Here is a 20,457-nt window from a genome sequence, read left to right on the forward strand (position 1 = left end):
CGCCCGGCCATCTCAAAAGCCGGGGGCCCAAACGACGGCGCAAAAAAAACGGGACGCTCCGGCCAGCGAAGCATCCCGCGGATGAAAAAACATGAAGAAAAGGAAACTGCGAGGAACGGCGCGCCGTTCGGCCTCGCCTAGTGCATGGAGCAGGCTTCCAGCGCCTTGTCCAGCGTGGCCGTGTGATCGCGCAGACGACCGTAGGCAAAAAAGTACCGATGCAGCGTCCACGCCTCAAGGTCAAGGATGTCGAGCTTGCCCTCGCTCTGATCACAGAGAAAGGGGCGCAGAGCCTCCACCACTTCGGCGTCGGGAAACACCTCGCCTTCGTAGCTGATGCGCAGAAGATCGCCCTTCAGCTCCACGGCGTCGGGAATGTACCAGTCTTCAAGCACGGCGCGCACGGCGCGATAGGTTTCCTCCGTGGCGGGATTCAGGGCCCCGTAGGCCTTCACGAGCACTGGTCTCATAATTGCTCCGTATCCGCCTTTCCGCAGAGAAAGGCGTTCAGACTGAAACGCCGCGTCCGGAAAACCGGACGCGGCGCAATGTTCACACTTCAGCGTCGAAGCGCAGAGTCTTCCGCCCTTCGCGATGCCGGACCGCGGCGCAAAGGCGCGCCGGACGCCGTCAGCATCGGGAAGGCGCAAGCGCTCTAGCGCATGGCTCCCATGATGGACATGGACGCGTTCTTGAGCACGTCGGCCAGCGTGCTGGACAGGGTCTGTTCGGCAAGCGCCGCGCCGGGAATGCCGGTCTTTTCCTGCTGGGAGGCAAAGCTTCTGGACACCGTGGCCTGCTTCTGGCTGTAGAGGCGGGTCTGGATGCGGATGACGGCGTCGTAGCTGCTGATGCTCTTTTCCGTGAGCCACACGCGTTCGACCACGCCGCCCACGATGTAGTCGGGCTGTCCGGCCTGGGCCTGCGCCATGCTGGTGGCCAGAGACACCTGTGCGCCCTGACGCGCGAGTTCGTCGGCCAGAGACTGGCTCACCCATTCCGCCACGCTGGAGCTGGGCTGGAAGGGGCTGCCGTCCTTGCGGGCGCCGATGTCGATGCGGCCGCGCTGATCTTCAAACACGACCACGGCCACGCGCGGAGCCGTGGCCACGGGCAGGGCGGCCGTTCCGCTGGGATTATAAAGCAGGCGGACATTATTCTGGGCCAGGCAGCCGGTGAGGGCCACAGCGGCGAACATCAGAACCGCACACATGGACAGGGAAAGACGACGGAAATGAATCATACCTCAACTCCTGAAAAAGGGATTTCACACCTTAGCCTTTTTATGTCCGGGACGCAACGCCGGGCCGATCTGCTAAATTCCCATGCGCACCTGATAGAGACGGCCGCCGCGCAGCACCTGAAGCAGTATCTGCCGCTTGAGAAAATCCCGGCGGAACGCGTCGAGAAACGCCTTGCGCGAACCGGTCGCCCGGCCGGAAACCGCCGTGACGGCGTCGCCCCGCTCCAGCCCGAGACGGGCCGCGGGAGAATTGGGCCGCACATCCGTCACCACCGCGCCGTTTCTGCCGTCCTTGACGGCCATGCCCCAGCGGCGCAGCGCAAGCGAGGATGCCGTGCCGTCGTCGAAGTCCGTCATGGTCAGGGTGACGGTCTTTTCCGAGCCGTTGCGCCAGAGCTTCAGCGTCACGGGGGCGTGAGGCTGATGGTTGCGCAGCAGGGAAAGATACTTGTCTCTGTCGGTCACGGCATTGCCGGAAATTTCCATGATCACGTCGCCGGGGCGTATGCCCGCCTTGTCCGCCGGGCCGTTGTCGAACACTTCCGTGACGAGCAGACCTTCGGCTTCGGGCAGGCGCAGATAGCGGGCCGTGCGCGGATCCACGTTCTGACCGATGAGCGCAAGCCACGGCGTGCTCACATGGCCCTGATCGAGAATTTCGTCCACCACGCGGCGGGCCTTGCTGATGGGAATGGCGAAGCCTATGCCCTGCGCCTTGTCGTAGATGGCCGTATTCACGCCGATGAGCTCGCCGAGGATGTTCAGAAGCGGACCGCCGCTGTTGCCGGGATTGATGGCGGCATCGGTCTGGATGAGATCGGTGAACACGCCGTCTTCGGCTTCAATGGTGCGGTCGAGGGCGGAAATGACGCCCGTGGTCACCGTGTGCGAAAAGCCGAAGGGATTGCCGATGGCAATGACGCTCTCGCCGGGCATGAGATCGGTGGAATCGCCCATGGCCACGGAAGGCAGATTCTTCGCGCCCTTGAGGCGCAGCACGGCGATGTCGAAATCCGGCTCCGCGCCCACCACGTCGGCGTCGAAGGTGCGGCCGTCGAGAAGGCGCACCGAAATGGCGGACGCGCCGTTCACCACGTGGGCGTTGGTGAGCACCAGCGAGCGGCTGCCGTCGATGATGATGCCGGAGCCGATGCTCTGACTGCGCAGATCGCGGCCGGGCATGTTGAAAAAGAAGTCGAAGGGGGTGAGTTCCGCAGGGGAGCGGCGCTCCACCAGCGTGCTCGTGATGTTCACCACGGCCGGAGCCACGGCGCTCACGGCGCGCACGGCGGGAGTCACGCGGGCCTGCTGACGCGCGGTCAGGGCCGGGGCGGCCGCAGGGGCGGCGGCGCAGCCTTCGGTCACGGGAGCAAGGCACAGAAGACAAAGGAATGCAAGAGAACGAACGGTAATATTGCTCATGGCAAAGACCCTCCGGAAAGCGGAGGTCTGTCGTTTTATCGTTGCGGAACCGGAGAGCGTCGGCGCGCGAGGCTATCTTCCGGGAGCCGGACGACGGGGTTCACTGTTTCCGGGCGCGGGCGCTCTGCCGCCGTCCTTGCGGGGCTCGGGCCGACGCTGCACGGACGGGCCGGAAGGCTTGCCGGGGCGGGCAGGCGACACATGGGCGTCGGGGCGCGGCGCGGGCCTGGAAATCTGCGGCTTCGGCGCAGGCGCGGGTCTGTTCGCCTGAGGCCGCGGAGCAGGCCGGTTCGCCTGCGGACGGGGCGCGGGAGCGGGCTTGTGGACCTGCGGGCGCGGGGCCGGACGGGGCGCGGGGCGCACCTCGTGACGCACGGGGCCGGGATAGGACTCCGCATACGTGTATCCGGGCTGCGGCGGAAGGCAGCCGGCCAGAAGGAAAAGACATCCTGCAACAATGGGCAGCGCGCGCATGGCATACCTCCAAGATGATGGAACAGGCGGCGCAGAAGGCGGACTTCCGAACCGACAAGCCCGGCAAGACGCCCTGCGGACGTTTCGCCGAGGTTCTGCGCCGCGAAAAAACGCCGCGCCGCAAACGCTCACGGCGCGAAAGTCTCAGCCGCTCGAAACGCCCCAGAGAAAACGCCCGGACAGCGCAAAGCTGATCCGGGCTTTTCCGAGGTCCGCCGAAGCGGCCTCACGCTAGCGGCTTCTCGGGCCCCAGTAGGGATGATAGTCCGGGGGCGGAGGCCTGTGCCCGCGGGGCTGATCGTATTCCGGGCCGTCGTGATGAGGCGGCGGGACGGCGCATCCGGCCAGAGCAAAACTTACGCAGAGAAGCGCGATAAGACCAAAACGAATCATGACAACTCCTTTTGTTTCCACCTTGCCGTTCACGTCCGCTTGAAGGTGGCCGTGGCTTTCAGCCCGCCTTCCGGCCTGTTTTCCAGCGTCACGTCGCCGCCGTGCATGCGGGCCATGCTCCGGGCGATGGACAGGCCGAGTCCTGTTCCGCCCGTGCTGCGGTTGCGTGAACGTTCCACCCTGTAGAAGGGCTCAAACACCTTTTTGAGTTCCGACTCCGCGATGCCGGGGCCGCTGTCGGAAATGATCACGGACAGCATGTCGTCGCCGTCCCTGACGTCCACGACCACGTGACCGCCGTAGCGCAGCGCGTTGTCCATGAGATTGGCCAGACAGCGCTTCATGCTGAGCGGACGCGCCTTGAGCGGACGGATCGAGAACATGGCCTCGGGCGTCTGAAGACGTTCCTCCATGCGGATATCCTGCCCCATATCCTGCCGGTCTTCAACCAGACTTTCAATAAGGGACATGACGTCCACCACGGCGACATTCTCGCTCTTGCTGCGCGCGATGTCTATGGTTGTGTCCATGATCTGCTGCAGCTCCCCGATGTCCTTCTGCAGCGGGCCGCGCTGACTTTCGTCGAGCTGCTCCACGCGCAGGCGCATGCGGGTGAGCGGCGTGCGCAGATCGTGCGACACCGCGGCGAGGGTGCGTTCCCGCTCGTCGAGAAATTCGCGGATGCTCGTCTGCATGCGGTTGAAGGCCTGCGCGGCTTCGCGCACTTCGGTGGGACCGGTTTCGGGAAGGGCAGGCGTGTGGATGTCGCGGCCGAAGCGGTCGGCGGCGCGGGCGAGCCTGCGCAGCGGCTTCACGCAGAGATAGAACGCGAGGAAGCTGATGACCACAAAAAATATCTCGATGGCCATGATGCTCGTGAAGGGGAAATACGGCATGGGCGGATAGCCGGGCGCGGAATCCTCAATGACCACCCATGTGCCGTCGTGCAGCGGAACCACGGCCGTGGCCTGATACACGGAAGGGCCGCGCTTTCTTTTGTCCTCGGTGAAATACTGGCACACCGACTGTCCGAAGGATTCCATGGGGCTCGGCAGGTTCAGTTCGCGCACGGCCAGCATGCCGCGGCGGGGCACGTCGTCGCCGTGGCCGTCGCTTTCGTGCATTCTGCCGTGACGGCCCATGCCTCCGCCATGTCTGCCGCTCATCATGCCGCCGGAGCTCCCGGGCATGTCGCCGTAGAGGCGCGACAGGGACACGTTGAGCATGTATTCCATGAGCGCGGACACGTCCTTCATATCCTCATGCACGGACAGGGACGGACGCGAACTCGTAAACGTGACGAAAAATCCGCGGCTGTTGAACTGCTCGCGCAGCACGAAGCGGATTTCCGGCGAGGTGGAATCGAGCAGCGCGGCCACTTCGGCCATGCGCCGGGCCCTGTCGGCCATGAGGCCGCGCATGAAGTAGAAGTGGCGGGATTCTCCCGCGTAAATGGTGGTAAGCAGCAGCAACGCGAAGAAGCCGCCCGAAAAAATAAGTATGAGCTGCGCCAGAAGGGAATCGGGCGAGAGTCTGGAAACAAGATGTCTCAGCCCGGAAAGAAAGCCCTTCCCTTCCGCGTGCGTCCGGCTTTCCGCGGCAGCCATGAACTACTCCACGGTGATGGCGCTGGTGAACACGTAGCCGTCACCGCGCACCGTCTTGATGAGCTTGTTTTCGCGGCCCTTGTCGCCGTCGCCGGTGTCGCGCAGGCGGGCGCGGAGGCGGCAGACCTGCACGTCGAGGCTGCGGTCGAAGGGACTGCGGTCGGTTTCCTGGCCCTGAAGCTCGTCCTGAATGAAGTCGCGGCTGAGCACCTTCTGCGGATGCTCAAGGAAAATGGTGAGCAGACGGTATTCCGCGCCGCTCAGGTTCACCACCATGCCGCCGGGAGCGATCAGGTGACGGGCCGAAATGTCCAGGGTCCAGCCGCTGAAGTGATAGGCCTTTTCCGGGCGTCCTGCATCGGCGGGAGCGCCGGGCGCGCGACCGGAACGGCGAAGCACGGCGCGGATTCTGGCCAGAAGCTCGCGCGGCTGGAAAGGCTTGACCACATAGTCGTCCGCGCCGAGTTCCAGGCCCACCACGCGGTCGGCGGTGTCGCCGAGGGCCGTGAGAAAGATGACCGGCACGGACGAGGCGCTGTCCATGGCGCGCAGGCGGCGGCACAGGGAGAGTCCGTCCTCGCCCGGCATCATGATGTCGAGCACGATGAGATCGGGCACTTCCTGTTCAATGCTCTCGAACATGGCCTTGCCGCCGTCGGCCACCCGTACAAGAAAGCCGTGCTGGCGCAGGTACTCGGCCATGAGGTCGCGGATATCCTGATCGTCGTCAACGACAAGAAGGGACAGGGCAGGCATCTGAGAAGTATCGGTATCGGGCATGGTAAGGTCCTCCAGAACATTCTGGAAAGACTATAGCCGGGAGCGGACTTAATCGCACCCTTTTTCCTGTTACAATATGTTGCAGGAAGCTTGCCGCTTCTTGCCTCACAGAAGGCGCAGCCTTTTTTCCACTTCGTCGATGATGTAGCGCGGCGTGGACGCGCCTGCCGTGAGCCCCACGGTGCGCACGCCGGAAAAATCGGCGGCCTTGAGCTCGTTGGCGGTTTCCACGAGCACCGTGGGCACGCCGCGCATGCGGGCAAGTTCGGCCAGACGCTTCGTGTTGCCGCTCGACTTGCCCCCGGCCACCACCATGGCCTGCACGCGCGCCGCAATTTCTCCGGCCTCCTCCTGACGCTCGCGCGTGGCGTCGCAGATGGTGTCGAGCACGGCGAGCGATGAGCCGAACCGCGAGGAGAGGCGACGGTGCATTTCATCGAAGATGAGGCGGTCCTGCGTGGTCTGGGCGGCGAGCACCAGCGGGCGGCCGTCCAGCTCCGCGCCGGAGAGCAGCGCGTCCAGATCGGCCAGCGAGGAAAAAATATGACTTGCGCCCGCGGCGTAGGAAATGAGACCCCGCACTTCGGGGTGCGACGCCTCGCCGTAGAGCAGCAGCTCGCGGCCGTCGGCCGTGGCCTCGGCAATGGCGAGCTGGGCGTTCTTCACGCGGGGGCAGGTGGCGTCCTCCACGCGGGCGCAGCGTTCGCGCAGTCTCGCCTCCACGTCTCTGGGAATGCCGTGCGCCCGGATGAGCACCGACATGTCGCTTTCGGCCTCCTCCACGGCGTGCAGGCAGCGCACGCCCTTGCGTGCGTAGTCTTCGAGCACCTGCGGGTTGTGGATGATTTCGCCGAGCGTGGCCACGCGCTGACCGGGGCGCGAGGCGACGATGGTGTCGAGCTTGTGCAGGGCAAGCGCCACGCCCATGCAGAATCCGGCGTGACTTGCGCGGATGACGTTCATGAAAATCCTCCGTCAGGACTGCCGGACGCGCTTCACGCGCCGCAGGAAAGGAGAGGTGACAAGGCGGAAATAGTCGCGATGGAAGAACCAGGCGATGACGAGCCACGAGGCGACGAACAGCACGCCGCCCACGGCGAGCACGACAAACTGCTGAAGCAGAGCGTTCCAGCCCTGCATGAGCCTGAATCCGTCGTGCATGACGGCGAGCATGATGCCGCAGCCCGGCATGGAAATGAGCGCGCTGCGCCACGCCGTGCCCCAGATGCCGGCAAAGGCTCCGGACGCCCAGCGGCGGCAGGCCACCGCCATGAGCACAAGCGCGTACAGCGCAATGGAGGCCGTGGTCACCAGCGCCACGCCTCTTGCGCCGAGGAGCGGAATGAGCAGCATGTAGCCCGGCACGGCGAGCAGCGTGACCACCGTGCCCACCACGGCAGGCGTGACGGTGTCTTCCCGCGCGTAGAAGGCGCGGCCCGTCACCTGCTGCAGAAGCCAGAACGGCACGGCGAGCATCATGATCTGCAGAAGCGGCGCGGCCCCCCGCGTTTCGGCGACGGAAAAGCTGCCGCCCTCGAAAATGAATCCGAGCACCGGGCCGGAAGCGGTGATCATCCAGGCCGTGACGGGCACGGCCACGATCATGCTGTTCGTCATGGTGCGGCGCAGGGTGGCGCGAAATTCGTCCATGTCGCCCCTGGCGGCCAGAGACGCGAGGAACGGGAACGACGCCACGCCCGCGGCCTGCGCCACCACGCCCACGGGCACCATCATGATGCGCCGTGCGTAGTTGAGCAGGCTCACGGCTCCGTCGCCGGCCATGCTGCCGAAAATGCGCACGAACTGCTCGTCGAGCACCACCACGGACTGACCGATCATGAGCGGCAGGGCCATGAGCAGAAATTTCTTCATGAGCGGATGCAGAAGACCGAAGGAAAGGTGAAGCCCTCCGGCCCGCACGGCCGCAAAAGGCAGCGCGAACGCGCCGAGGGCGGCGCCTGCAAGCACGCCCCAGCAGAAGCCTTCCATGCCCTGCGCCAGTCCGAGCCACGGCAGCCCCACGCCGAAGAGCAGAATGCATCCGTTGTAGATGAGGGGCATGAGCGCGGGCACCGTGAACTGATGCCGGATGTAGAGCACGGCCGAAAGACACGCGCCCGGCAGGAAGAACACCTGCGCCGGCAGCACGATGCGCAGAAAATCCGCAAGACGCGCGCACTGCTCCGGCGTAAAGCCCGGAGCCACCAGCGGCGCAAGGCGGGAGGCCGCCGCCCACGCGACCACGGAAAGCAGACCGATGGACAGCGTGGCCCAGGAGAACACCACGCCAAAGAAGCGCCAGCCGTCGACCTCGTCTTCCTCGAAGCGCCGGGAAAGCAGCGGAATGAGCGTGATGGAAATGTAGCCGCCCGCCAGAAGATAATTCAGAAAGTCGGGCACGACGAAGGCCGCGAAATAGATGTCCGTTTCGCCTCCGGCTCCGAACTGCCAGGATATGATCTTGTCGCGGAAAAGCCCCATGAAGCGCGAAACGAGCACGCTGAACGCCATGATGAGGGCGGCCGCCCCCATTTTCTGCCGAGATGTAAGTGCCATACTCATACCGGAAGCCCCACGGCTCGGGAAACGGACAGAATCCTCACGCTCTCCGGCGGAATGACCACGTATTCCCGACTGAGCGGTCGCCAAGGATCCGTCAATTTTGCATAGGGCAGGCAGAAGAGCGCGCCCGCCTCCAGACTGCAGTCGAGAAAATGCAGCCCCTCCATATCCATATAGTGTCCCACCGTCCAGTGATCCACGTAGGGCCGTTCCGAGGGCGGGGCAATGCGCAGAAAGCGAAATATCGACACCAGCGGCATGGGCGGTCTCGCGCAGGAACGCAGCGCCTCCCACACCTTGTCGCATGACGTGTCCGGCGCAAAGGGCGCGCTCACGCAAAGGCCGGGAAACTCGTGCCGGCGCACGTCGTCGAGCATGAAGTCCACCAGAGAAACGTAGTCGGTGCGATGTTCGAGAATTCTTCCGAACATGTCCGGATCGGCGGCCTGCGCGTACAGCGCGCGATTGAAAATTCTCCGGGCCTGATGCGGACCTATGCTGAACAGCACCTGCAGCGCGTTGAGCACTGCGTACATGGCGCAGAAATTGTCGATTTTTCCCTGATAGAAAGGCTGCATGGCGTACTCCCGGACAGGCACGTGAAGCAGGAGGACCCGTCGGCCCGCACCAGGAGCCATCCTTCTGTTTTCCCTTTCTTAGGGGATAACGTGACGATGATATCCCGTCAAGAAGCTGGACAGCCCGCATTTCCCTGTGTATAGTGTCGGAGTGAAAGGCATATTACCATAGCTTGATATAAAGATATGTCCTTTCCCGGATGCCTTTCGCTCACGGTGTCCGGTGCATGCCGCATCCCTCCGAGCGCCCCGTGAACTTCAAGGAGACTCCATGATCCCCCCTAAAGGCAAATACCTCTTCACTTCCGAATCCGTCACTGAAGGTCATCCCGACAAGGTGGCCGATCAGATTTCCGATGCCGTGCTCGACGCCCTGCTTCAGCAGGATCCCGATTCCCATGTCGCCTGCGAAACGCTGGTGACCACGGGCATGGCCATTGTGGCCGGCGAAATCACCACCAAGGGCTACGCCGACCTGCCGGCCATCGTGCGGCGCACCATTCGCAACATCGGCTATCTCGGCACCGACATGGGCTTCGACGCCCAGACCTGCGCCGTGATTTCCTCCATCGACAAGCAGTCTCCCGACATCGCGCAGGGCGTGAACCGCGCCAAGCCCGAAGATCAGGGCGCGGGCGACCAGGGCATGATGTTCGGCTTCGCCTCCAACGAAACCGACACGCTCATGCCTGCTCCCATCTACTGGGCGCATCAGCTCTCGCTCCAGCTCTCGCGCGTGCGCAAGAACGGCATCGTCGATTTCTTCCGCCCCGACGGCAAGACGCAGGTTTCCTTTGAATACGTGGACGGCAAGCCCGTGCGCATCAACAACGTGGTGGTGTCCACGCAGCATTCCCCCAAGGTAAGCCACGACGACATCGTGGAAGCCGTGAAGAAGGAAGTCATTCGTCCCATTCTCGAGCCCACCGGCTACTTCGACGAAAAGGACTGCGAAATCTTCATCAACACCACGGGACGCTTCGTCATCGGCGGCCCCATGGGCGACTGCGGTCTCACCGGCCGCAAGATCATTCAGGACACCTACGGCGGCATGGGCAACCACGGCGGCGGCGCGTTCTCCGGCAAGGACCCCTCCAAGGTGGACCGCTCCGGCGCGTACATGGCCCGCTACGTGGCCAAGAACATCGTGGCCGCCGGTCTGGCCGACCGCTGCGAAGTGCAGATTGCCTACTGCATCGGCGTGGCCGAACCCGTGTCCGTGCTGGTGCACACCTTCGACACAGGCAAGCTGCCCGACGAACAGCTCACGAAGGTCGTGCGCGAAGTGTTCGATCTGCGCCCCTACTTCATCTGCAAGCGCCTCGATCTGAAGCGCCCCATCTACAGCAAGACGTCCTGCTACGGTCACTTCGGCCGCGAACTTCCCGAATTCACCTGGGAAAAGCGCGACGCCGTGAACGATCTCCTCACCGCCGCCAAGCTGTAGTCTTCCCTTTCTGAACGCGAAAGCGGAGGAAGAACATCGTTGTTCTTCCTCCGCTTTTTTTTCGGAAATCCACCCGGCCGCCCGCAATCCGCGGAAACGCCGATGCGTCACGCCCGGCGCATCGCCGCGTCGGCCTGAACGCAGGGCGGAACAAAAAACGTTTGCCTACTTCAGCACGCGCGGTTCGGTGAAGGGCACATGGGAGCCCACCACCAGCCAGCCGCCGCGACGGGCGCGGTTCAGCATGTCTTCACGCACGCGGGCCGCGGCCGCGGGATCCATGTCGAAGCTCGTGGAGACCGCAGGGTTCGCTTCCTGCACGTCGAAGGCGTGCAGAAGATCGCTCCAGAAGAGGAACGTGCGGTCTTTTCCGGAAACCATGATGCCCACGTGTCCGGGCGTGTGTCCGGCCTCGTCCACGGCCAGAACGCCAGGCAGCTGCGCGCACACGCTCTCTCCGGCTTCAAACGTGGCCACGCGGCCCTTGTACGCGGCAGCAATGTTCGCCACGTTCTCGAAAATCTTCACCGCGCCGCCCTTCGCCGCCTGACGGTTCGCCTCGCTGGTCCAGTACGAAAGCTCCCTCTCGGGGAACAGCACCACGGCCGACGGGAACGCGGCCACGCCGTCCTTCACGAGACCGCCCACATGATCGCCGTGCGCATGCGTGACGATGACGTGCGTCACGTCCTTTCTCTCAAGTCCGGCTCCGCGCAGCGCCGCGTCCATCTGGGCATCCGTCCAGTCGAAGCCCGTGTCCACCAGCGCCGCCACGCCGGGGGCGCGCAGAAGCAGCACGTTGAGCACGTTGTGAATCGCGCCGTCGGGGTAGGCGTCGGCCACGGCCTTCTTCTGCTGCGCCGTGCCCGGCAGCAGAATGGACGCATTCAAGTCCTTCTGCACCAGAGACACGACTCTGACGTTCACATTGCCCACGGAAAGTTCATGAAACGGAATGTCCCCGGTCTGCGCGGACGCGTTGCCTGAAGCAATCATCATAACGACTCCCAACAGTTGAACAACCTTTTTCCACATAACGACCTCCCTGATCAGCGGGGAATGCCGCCGTCGCCGTGCGGCAGTGCGGCATGATTTTTCTGCCGAAGGCGGACGTTCCGGGTCTCCTGCGGCAGCGCCGCAGGCTTGCGGCGCAACACGTCTGCCGACATCCAATCGGGCGCGCTCCCAGCACGCGCCCCGCTCTGCCGGTCTCTTCCGATGCGCCCGGAACGGATCGCCCTGTTTCCATGATACGGCAAGACGTTCTTCTCCGCCAGTCTTCCTTCGCGGGGTTCAGCGGCCAAAAAACTGAAAAAAAAGCCCGCGTCGAACGACAACGCGGGCGCATGTTCCGGCGAAATTCCGGGTCAGATTTCCAGTTCCCTGAGTCTTGCCTCTATTTCGTCGCCGCGCTCAAGCAGCGCGAGCTGCTCTTCCTCCACCTGCGGCAGGCGGGCAATCTTGGCGTTGAAGGCGTCGGGATCGCGGCTGAACAGATCGGGATCGGCCAGCGCCTCTTCCAGCGCCTTCTGTTCCTTTTCCAGCGCGTCGAGCTTTGCAGGCATTTCCGCCTGTTCCTTGAGCAGGGCTTCCTGCTCGCGCTGCTCCTTGTAGGAAAGACGACGCTTCTTCGGCGCGTTTTCCTTCCACGTTTCCCTGGACGAGGCCGCCTTCTTCTCCTCCGGCTTCTGGCGCTGACGCAGCCAGTCGGTGTAGCCGCCCACGTATTCGCGCACCTTGCCGTCGCCTTCCAGCGCAATGGTGCCGGTCACCAGCTCGTCGAGGAAGGCGCGGTCGTGGCTCACCACGATGACCGTGCCCTTGTAGGAAGCCAGCATTTCTTCCAGAAGTTCCAGCGTTTCGGCGTCGAGATCGTTGGTGGGTTCGTCGAGCACCAGCAGGTTGGAAGGCCGGGTGAAGAGCTTTGCAAGCAGCAGACGGTTGCGCTCGCCGCCGGAAAGAAGGCCCACCGGCGTTCTCAGGCGGCTGGAATCAAAAAGAAAATCCTGAAGATAGCTCGCCACGTGACGCGGTTCGCCGTTGATGGTCACTCTGTCGTTGCCTTCGGCCACATTGTCCATCACGCTCTTCTCGTCGTCCAGCGAGTCGCGGAGCTGATCGAAATAGGCGATCTGCAGTCCCGTGCCGAGGCGCACCGTGCCGGAGGTGGGCGCAAGCTCCCCGAGCAGCACACGCAGAAACGTGGTCTTGCCCGCGCCGTTGTCGCCGATGAGGCCTATCTTTTCGCCGCGCTGAATGATGACGTTTGCGTCTTCAAACACCTTGTAGCCGTCCGGCCAGACAAAGGACACGTTCTTCATCTCGGCCACCAGCTTTCCCGACTTCTCCGCCTCCTGCACGTTGAGCGTGGCCGTGCCCATTCTTTCCCGGCGGGCGGCGCGCTCTTCGCGCATCTTCATGAGCTCGCGCACGCGCCCCATGTTGCGGGTGCGCCGCGCCTTGATGCCCTGCCGTATCCACACTTCCTCCTGCGCGAGCTTCTTATCGAACGCGGCGTTCTGCATGTCTTCCGCGTGCAGACGCTCCTCGCGGCGCTCCAGGTAGGTATCGAAGCCGCAGTCGTAGCAGTAGATCCTGGCGCGGTCGAGCTCCGCCATGCGCGTGGCGAGACGCCGTACGAAGGCTCGGTCGTGGCTGATGAACACCAGCGTGCGCGACTGCCGGGCCAGATACTCTTCCAGCCAGCTGATGGTGCTGATGTCCAGATGGTTGGTGGGCTCGTCGAGAAGCAGCACGTCCGAGGCGATGAGCGCCCGGGCCAGCGCCACGCGGCGGCGCGTTCCGCCCGAAAGCGTGGAGAAGTCCGCCTCCGGATCCAGCGCCAGGCTGTTGATGACGCCGAGCACTTCGCCGTGCCGCTCCCACACCTCGCCGTGTTCCATGACGAGATCCGCCTCTCTGGCCAGATCGGGCGGCAGAAGATCGCGCCTGTCCGAGGCGATGAGGTGCGCCGCGGCCAGAAGGTGTCCTTCCTTGCCGAGCGCGTCGGCCGTCACGCTGAACACCGAGCCCTTCCAGTGATCGGGCACGGCCTGCTGCACGTAGCCTATGCGCAGCCCCGGTTCCTCGTGACGCTCTCCGGCGTCCAAGGGAAGGCGTCCGGCCAGCACCGACAAAAGCGACGACTTGCCCACGCCGTTGCGGCCCACGATGCAGAGCCTGTCGCCCTGCTCCACGAATATTTCGGTATGATCCAGAAGCTGTCTGTTGCCCAGCGTAAGGCTGGCGTCCTGAATGGAAAGAAGTGCCATGAGATTCTCACAAGTTGCCGGGCCGAAGCCCATACCATCCGCCGCGGCCGGAACAGCCGCGGCAAAAAACATGTCCGGCGGCCTTTCAGCCGCCCCCTGCGCCCTTGCCCTGCCGGAAAGGCGGCCGGGCTAGTGCGCCTCGCCCCAGTTGCGGCCGACGCCCGCATCCGCCACCAGCGGCACATGCAGTTCCAGCCCCCAGGCCGAGGTGTCGGTCATGAGCGAGGCCAGGCGCGAAGCCGCGGCTTCGGCGTTTTCCTCCGGCGCTTCCACAATGAGTTCGTCGTGAATCTGGAGAAGCATTCTCGCCTTCATGCGGCGCAGTTCCCCGTCGTTGTACACGGAGAGCATGGCCAGCTTGATGAGGTCGGCGGCCGAGCCCTGAATGAGCGTGTTCACGGCCTGCCGCTCCGCGAGCGCCCGGGCCTGACCGCTCTGGGAAAGCATGTCCGGCAGCGGACGGCGACGCCCGGAAAGCGTGGTGACGTAGCCGTTTTTGCGGGCCTCCTGCTCCACGGAGTCGAAGAATTCCTTGATGTGCGCAAAGCGGGCGAAGTAGCGCTCGATGAACATGCGCGCCTCCGAAAGCGGAATGCCGAGATCCTGCCCGAGCTTGCGCGCGCCCATGCCGTAGATGAGGCCGAAGTTGATGGTCTTGGCCCTGCGGCGCTGATCCGGGCCTATCTGCGCGGGATCGACGTCGAAGAGCAGCGCGGCCGTGCGGGTGTGGATGTCCTCGCCGTTGCGGAAGGCGGAAAGCAGGGTGGGATCCTGCGAATAGTGGGCGAGCACCCTGAGTTCCACCTGCGAGTAGTCCGCGGAAATGAGCTTCATGCCCGGCCCGGCCGTGAAGCAGGTGCGCATGCGCCTGCCGAGCTCGCCGCGCACGGGAATATTCTGCAGATTGGGATTGCTGGAGGAAAGGCGTCCCGTGGCCGTGGCCGTCTGATTGAAGGTGGTGTGAATGCGGCTGTCCGGCCCGGCGAGGCGCGGCAGGGGCTCAAGGTAGGTGGAACGCATTTTTTCCAGCTTGCGGAATTCAAGCAGGGCGTCCACCACGGGATGCTGCCCGGAAAGCTTTTCGAGCACCGCCTGCGACGTGGAAGCCTGCCCGCCCTTGGTGGACCTGGCCGCCGCAAGGCCCAGCTTCTTGAAAAGAATCTCTCCTATCTGCTGCGCGGAGCGGATGTTGAACTGCTGCCCCGCCTCCTGATAGATGCGTTCGGTCAGCGCGTCGAGCTCGGTCTGCACTTCGTCGAGAAAATCCCTGAGCGCGGCCTTGTCGATGGTGATGCCCGCGTTCTCCATGGACACCAGCACCGGAATGAGCGGCATTTCCATGTCGTGCAGCAGGCGCAGCAGCCCGTCGTGTTCGAGACGCTTCACCATGTCGTCGTAAAGAGAAAGGGCGATGGAGGCCGGGCGCTCCATGGGCAGGCCGCTCTTTTCCGCATGACGGGCGGAAAGGCTGGGCCAGCCGTAGTCTCTGTCTTCGGGCGCGAGAAGATAGGCGGCAAGGCCGAGATCGAAGCAGCGCGACGGCGAAATGGTGCCCCAGGCCGGATGTGCGTGCAGAAGACGCTTCATGTCCGGCGTCACGACAAGGGAGGCGGCGGAAGCCCAGGCCACGAGCGCCCGGGAGTCGCCGGAATAAAGGCTCTCCTCTACGTCGGAGCCCTTGCGCACGGCCACGCACAGCCCGTGACTCTGCGAACGGTTCACCACGGGCGCAGGCGTGACGGCAACCATGAGCCCGGCGCACACGGGCAGACGCGAGGCGTCCTGCACGTCGTCCATGGCCGGAACGGGCGCGGGTTCGTCGAACAGGGAAAGCTGACGCGCCGTGCGCGCACCAGGCGCGGCTGCGCCGGAAACGTCCTCGGCCTCGCCCTGAAAGGCCACCACGCCCTGACGCATCAGGCTGTCGAGCTCGCGCAGAAGCGAATTCATTTCAAATTCCCGCAGGAAGGTGCGCGCGTGCTGACGATCCAGCGGCTCCACGGCGAGCTCTTCCAGAGGCTGCGCGCAGCAGTCGGTGTGCAGGCGGGTGAGCTCCCGGTACAGGAACATGGCCTCTTCGTTGCCTTCGAGCTTCTTGCGGATGGAGGGCGGCACCTCGGCCATGCGGTCGCGCACGTCCTCAAGGCTGCGGAAGTCGCGGAACAGCTTTTCCGCCGTTTTTTCGCCTATGCCCTTCACGCCGGGCACGTTGTCGGCGGTGTCGCCGATGAGCGCCTGCACGTCCGGCCACTGGGAAGGTTCAAGACCGGTTTCCGTGCGGAAGGAATCGAGAGTGAGCAGCTTTTCCTCGCGGGAGGCGGGATCCCACATGACCACCTCCGGCGACAGGCACTGACGCAGATCCTTGTCCATGCCGATGATGACCACGGGCCGCTCCGAACCGTACTTTGCGGCCAGACTCGCGATGCAGTCGTCGGCCTCGCAGCCGTCGGACACCAGCACCTTCATGCCGAGCGCCCGCACCAGATTCTGCAAAGGCTCTATCTGCATGACGAGCCCTTCCGGCGCCGGAGGACGGTTGGCCTTGTAGGCCGGAAAGATGTCGTGCCTGAAATGCTTGCCGTGCCCGTCCATGATGAACACGAAATGCTTCGGCCGCTCCTCGCGCAGCAGCTTGAGCAGCACGCGCCCCACGATGTGCAGCGCGCCCGTGGGAAAGCCATCGGAACGGGACATGCTGGAATTGGCAAAAAATCCCCGGAACAGAAAGGCGTTGCCGTCCATCACGTAGAGGGGTTCTTTGGTAAAGCCGAGGCGCTGCTTCAATGACATGGCGTGCTCCTGAAAAAAGGTCTTCCGCATCCTAGCCTGATGCGCAGGCCGCCGCAAGTGGCGCGTTTTCGTCTGAAAAACAAGGCGACTTGCGTCGCGCCGCATGCCTTTTCAGCCGTGCGGGCACCAGAGATTGCAGAGCGCAAGGCTTGTCATCGGCAGGGAATTTTTATATCGTTGACGTTCCTTTAATAAGGGGAGCAACGGACAGGAACGCCTGCCCGTCCATGTTTCGGTTTTTCCACTTTCAGCCTACCTGTCGGGGGTATGTATGACTTTCATTTCTCTGGTAATCGTCTTCGCGTGTGCGGCCTTTGCGCTGTACTACGCCTTCAAGACGGCCAAAAACATCCTCGCCGCCTCCACCGGCAATGAGGATATGCAGCGTATTGCCGGCGCCATTCAGGAAGGCGCTCAGGCGTACCTCAAGCGTCAGTACCGCACCATCGCCATCGTGGGCGTGGTTGTCGCCGTGCTGCTGCTTCTGACCATGTCCTTCCTCACCGCTCTCGGCTTCGTGCTCGGCGCCGTGCTCTCCGGCCTCGCCGGCTTCATCGGCATGAACGTGTCCGTGCGCGCCAACGTGCGCACCGCCGCTGCTGCGGAACAGGGCATGGTTCCCGCGCTGAACATCTCCTTCCAGTCCGGCGCCATCACCGGCATGCTCGTGGTCGGCCTCGGCCTGCTCGGCGTGTCCGTGTACTACGCTCTGCTCGCCATTTTCGGCGTTCCCACCGAAAACATCATGCAGGCCCTCGTGGCCCTGTCCTTCGGCGCTTCCCTCATCTCCATCTTCGCCCGTCTCGGCGGCGGCATCTTCACCAAGGGCGCCGACGTCGGCGCCGACCTCGTGGGCAAGGTGGAAGCCGGCATTCCTGAAGACGACCCCCGCAACCCCGCCGTCATCGCCGACAACGTGGGCGACAACGTCGGCGACTGCGCCGGCATGGCCGCCGACCTCTTTGAAACCTACGCCGTCACCGTGGTGGCCACCATGCTGCTCGCCTCCATCTTCTTCGACGGCGCGCTCCAGACCAAGATGATGATGTTCCCCCTGCTCATCAGCGGCGTGTGCATCATCGCTTCCGTGCTCGGCACCTTCTTCGTCAAGCTCGGCGACGACCGCAAGATCATGCGCGCTCTGTACAAGGGCCTCATCGCCACGGCCGTCATCTCCGCCGTGCTCATCGCCCTCGTCACCATGTTCGTGTTCTGGCACGAAGGCGACATGACCATTCAGGGCATCAGCTTCAACGGCTTCAGCCTCCTGCTGTGCAGCCTCACCGGCCTCGTCGTCACCGGCCTCATCGTGCTCGTCACCGAGTACTACACCTCCACCTCCTATCGCCCCGTGCGCAGCATTTCCAAGGCGTCCACCACCGGTCACGGCACCAACGTGATCCAGGGCCTCGCCGTCTCCATGGAAGCCTGCGCCGCGCCCGTCGTCATCATCTGCGCGGGCATCCTCTTCGCCTACACCCAGGCCGGTCTGTTCGGCATCTCCCTTGCCGCCACCACCATGCTCGCCCTCGCCGGCATGATCGTCGCCCTCGACGCCTACGGCCCCGTGACCGACAACGCCGGCGGCATCGCCGAAATGTCCGGTCTGCCTGAAGACATCCGCGAAACCACCGACGCCCTCGACGCCGTGGGCAACACCACCAAGGCCGTCACCAAGGGCTACGCCATCGGTTCCGCCGCTCTGGCCGCCCTCGTGCTCTTCGCTTCCTACACCGAAGACCTGAGCCGCTACTTCCCCAACCTCGACGTGACCTTCGCCCTGCAGGATCCCTACGTGCTGGTCGGCCTGTTCATCGGCGGCCTGCTCCCCTACCTGTTCGGCTCCATGGGCATGAAGGCCGTAGGCCGCGCCGGCGCCGCCGTCGTGGTTGAAGTGCGCCGTCAGTTCCACAACATCCCCGGCATCATGGAAGGCACCGGCAAGCCCGACTACAGCGCCTGCGTGGACATGCTCACCCGCTCCGCCATCAAGGAAATGATCGTTCCTTCCCTGCTGCCCGTGCTCGCCCCCGTGGTCGTGTACTACGTCATCAAGGCCTGCGGCGGACAGGCTGCCGCCTTCGCCTCCCTCGGCGCCATGCTCATGGGCACCATCGTCACCGGTCTGTTCGTGGCCATCTCCATGACCTCCGGCGGCGGCGCGTGGGACAACGCCAAGAAGTACATCGAAGAAGGCAACTTCGGCGGCAAGGGCTCCGAAGCCCACAAGGCCGCCGTGACCGGCGACACCGTCGGCGACCCCTACAAGGACACCGCCGGCCCCGCCGTCAACCCCATGATCAAGATCATCAACATCGTTGCCCTGCTTCTCCTGCAGGCCCTTGCCTAAACGTTGAACGGGGGCGGATCTTCCGCCCCCGAGCGCAAAAGAGAAAGCCGCGGCCCGTCCGCGGCTTTCTCTTTTGCGCTCTCGCCCCTCAAAATAAAAAAAGACACATCATTTTTCGCCGTTTCACGCCGCCTTTGCGGGAGGGCGCCGCAGCCTCCCTGCCGCCCCTCCCGCAAAGGTGCGCTCCAAAACATCCGCCGCGCGTTGCGGCCTGCGCCCCGGGCGCCAAGCATCCAAGGAGTCCCATGAAAGCCATCGTTTCCAGCGTGTCAGGCAATACGCGCATGTATTTCTTCCTCTTTCTGCTCACCTTGGGCAGCACGATAGGCCTTCAGGGCTCATCCCTTCTCTACACCAACTACGCCGTGGAAGTCGGCGGCTTTTCCGCCGCGGACAACGGCTTCGTCGTGGCCCTGCGCGAAGTGCCGGGATTCCTCTGCTTTCTCGTGGCGCCGCTCATGCTCATCATGCGCGAACACAGGCTCTGCGTGCTCTCCGTCGTCGTCTGCGGCGTGGGCACGGCCGTCATCGGCATGTTCTCCTCCTTCTGGGGCATCGCGGGCGCGGTGTTCGTCATGTCGGCGGGCTATCACTTCTTCGAGACCATCAATCAGTCGCTCATGATCCAGTACTACGACCTCGCCAGCACCCCCCTCATCATGGGACGCATGCGCGGTCTCGCCGCGGGCGGCAGTCTCGCCGTTTCGCTGCTCGTCTTTTTCGGATCCGGGCATCTTTCCTACGAAGCCATGTTCGCGCTCATGGGCGCGGTCGTCGTGGCCCTCGGTGCGGCGTGCCTGTTCTTCGATCCGTCCAGCCCCAGAGTCGCCCCCCAGAAAAAAGGCATGGTCTTCTGCTCGCGCTACTGGCTCTTCTACGCGCTCACCCTGCTCATGGGCGGCCGCAGGCAGATCTTCACCGTGTTCTCCCTGTTCCTGCTCGTGGAAAAGTTCGGCTTCTCCGTGCGCACGGTGGCCATTCTCTACATGGTGAACTACGCGGTGAACTGGTTCTTCAATCCCCTCATCGGCCGCATCATCAACCGCATCGGCGAACGCCGCCTCCTCACCATCGAATACACCTCCGCCTTCTTCATCTTTCTCGGCTACGCCTGGACAGACAGCGCCCTTCTCGCCGGCATCATGTATGTGCTCGACAGCCTGACCTTCAACTTCGCCATCGCCGTGCGCACCTTCTTCCAGAAAATCGCCGATCCCTCCGACGTGGCCCCCAGCATGGGCCTTGCCCAGACCATCAACCACATCGCCGCCGTGCTCATTCCGCCCCTCGGCGGCTGGCTTTGGGTGACCTTCGGCTATCAGCTGCCCTTCTACTGCGGCATGGGCCTCACGGTGCTCTCTCTGCTGCTCATTCAGTTCATGGACAGGGAAATAGCCCGGGCCAGAAACAGAGCCTGAGCCGGTTTCCGCAAAGCCTGCCCGAAACGAAGCCCGAGCGGGCAACGTACTCGCGCCGACGCGCCGTTCATAAACGCTTGAGGCTCAGGCCGCGCTGGTGTACGCTTCAAAAAGCATT

General features: G+C 63.9%; 15 protein-coding genes. 3 read left to right on the top strand and 12 right to left on the bottom strand.

The window, feature by feature from the left end:
- Positions 1 to 137: 137 nt before the first annotated feature.
- From Q0K02_RS00650 to Q0K02_RS00690, 9 genes are all read right to left on the bottom strand, one after another.
- Positions 138 to 470 (bottom strand): hypothetical protein, encoded by a 333-nt coding sequence (locus Q0K02_RS00650; RefSeq protein ID WP_294484002.1) that lies wholly within the window; start codon positions 468 to 470, stop codon positions 138 to 140.
- 185 nt (positions 471 to 655) lie between these two features.
- Positions 656 to 1,243, bottom strand: coding sequence for a hypothetical protein (locus tag Q0K02_RS00655; protein ID WP_294484005.1), 588 nt, complete (start codon positions 1,241 to 1,243; stop codon positions 656 to 658).
- Positions 1,244 to 1,315: 72 nt separating this feature from the next.
- Entirely contained in the window at positions 1,316 to 2,665 is a 1,350-nt protein-coding gene (locus Q0K02_RS00660; RefSeq protein ID WP_294484007.1) for a trypsin-like peptidase domain-containing protein, read from the bottom strand.
- Between the two features lie 705 nt (positions 2,666 to 3,370).
- Positions 3,371 to 3,532: a hypothetical protein gene (locus tag Q0K02_RS00665; RefSeq protein ID WP_294484010.1), complete on the bottom strand. Its 162-nt coding sequence runs from the start codon at positions 3,530 to 3,532 to the stop codon at positions 3,371 to 3,373.
- A gap of 29 nt (positions 3,533 to 3,561) precedes the next feature.
- Complete coding sequence (locus Q0K02_RS00670) at positions 3,562 to 5,139, bottom strand: ATP-binding protein (RefSeq protein ID WP_294484013.1); 1,578 nt, start codon at positions 5,137 to 5,139, stop codon at positions 3,562 to 3,564.
- Positions 5,140 to 5,142: 3 nt separating this feature from the next.
- A complete protein-coding gene (locus Q0K02_RS00675; protein WP_294484015.1) occupies positions 5,143 to 5,919 on the bottom strand; it encodes a response regulator in 777 nt (258 codons plus the stop codon).
- 105 nt (positions 5,920 to 6,024) lie between these two features.
- On the bottom strand, positions 6,025 to 6,882 hold the full coding sequence (gene ispH / locus Q0K02_RS00680) for a 4-hydroxy-3-methylbut-2-enyl diphosphate reductase (protein ID WP_294484017.1): 858 nt from the start codon (positions 6,880 to 6,882) through the stop codon (positions 6,025 to 6,027).
- A 12-nt stretch (positions 6,883 to 6,894) separates the two neighbouring features.
- A complete protein-coding gene (murJ, locus tag Q0K02_RS00685) occupies positions 6,895 to 8,475 on the bottom strand; it encodes a murein biosynthesis integral membrane protein MurJ (RefSeq protein ID WP_294484018.1) in 1,581 nt (526 codons plus the stop codon).
- Between the two features lie 2 nt (positions 8,476 to 8,477).
- Positions 8,478 to 9,059 carry a hypothetical protein gene (locus Q0K02_RS00690; protein WP_294484019.1) on the bottom strand — a complete coding sequence of 194 codons (582 nt, stop codon included), beginning with the start codon at positions 9,057 to 9,059 and terminating at the stop codon, positions 8,478 to 8,480.
- A 271-nt stretch (positions 9,060 to 9,330) separates the two neighbouring features.
- On the opposite strand from Q0K02_RS00690, the gene metK reads away from it, so the two are divergent.
- The gene (metK, locus tag Q0K02_RS00695) at positions 9,331 to 10,506 is read left to right on the top strand and encodes a methionine adenosyltransferase (protein WP_294484020.1); all 1,176 of its coding nucleotides are present in this window, start codon (positions 9,331 to 9,333) and stop codon (positions 10,504 to 10,506) included.
- A 165-nt stretch (positions 10,507 to 10,671) separates the two neighbouring features.
- Here the strand turns inward: metK and Q0K02_RS00700 are convergent, their stop codons facing one another.
- The 3 genes from Q0K02_RS00700 to polA form a co-directional block, all read right to left on the bottom strand.
- Complete coding sequence (locus tag Q0K02_RS00700) at positions 10,672 to 11,505, bottom strand: MBL fold metallo-hydrolase (protein ID WP_294484023.1); 834 nt, start codon at positions 11,503 to 11,505, stop codon at positions 10,672 to 10,674.
- Between the two features lie 368 nt (positions 11,506 to 11,873).
- Positions 11,874 to 13,778: an ATP-binding cassette domain-containing protein gene (locus Q0K02_RS00705; protein WP_294484024.1), complete on the bottom strand. Its 1,905-nt coding sequence runs from the start codon at positions 13,776 to 13,778 to the stop codon at positions 11,874 to 11,876.
- A gap of 129 nt (positions 13,779 to 13,907) precedes the next feature.
- Complete coding sequence (polA, locus tag Q0K02_RS00710; RefSeq protein WP_294484026.1) at positions 13,908 to 16,571, bottom strand: DNA polymerase I; 2,664 nt, start codon at positions 16,569 to 16,571, stop codon at positions 13,908 to 13,910.
- Between the two features lie 271 nt (positions 16,572 to 16,842).
- Between polA and Q0K02_RS00715 the strand changes: the two genes are divergently transcribed.
- Entirely contained in the window at positions 16,843 to 18,921 is a 2,079-nt protein-coding gene (locus Q0K02_RS00715; protein WP_294484028.1) for a sodium-translocating pyrophosphatase, read from the top strand.
- Between the two features lie 245 nt (positions 18,922 to 19,166).
- Positions 19,167 to 20,339 (top strand): MFS transporter, encoded by a 1,173-nt coding sequence (locus Q0K02_RS00720; RefSeq protein ID WP_294484030.1) that lies wholly within the window; start codon positions 19,167 to 19,169, stop codon positions 20,337 to 20,339.
- The last annotated feature ends 118 nt before the right edge of the window (positions 20,340 to 20,457 follow it).

Source organism: uncultured Mailhella sp., from assembly GCF_944324995.1.
GTDB lineage: Bacteria > Desulfobacterota > Desulfovibrionia > Desulfovibrionales > Desulfovibrionaceae > Mailhella.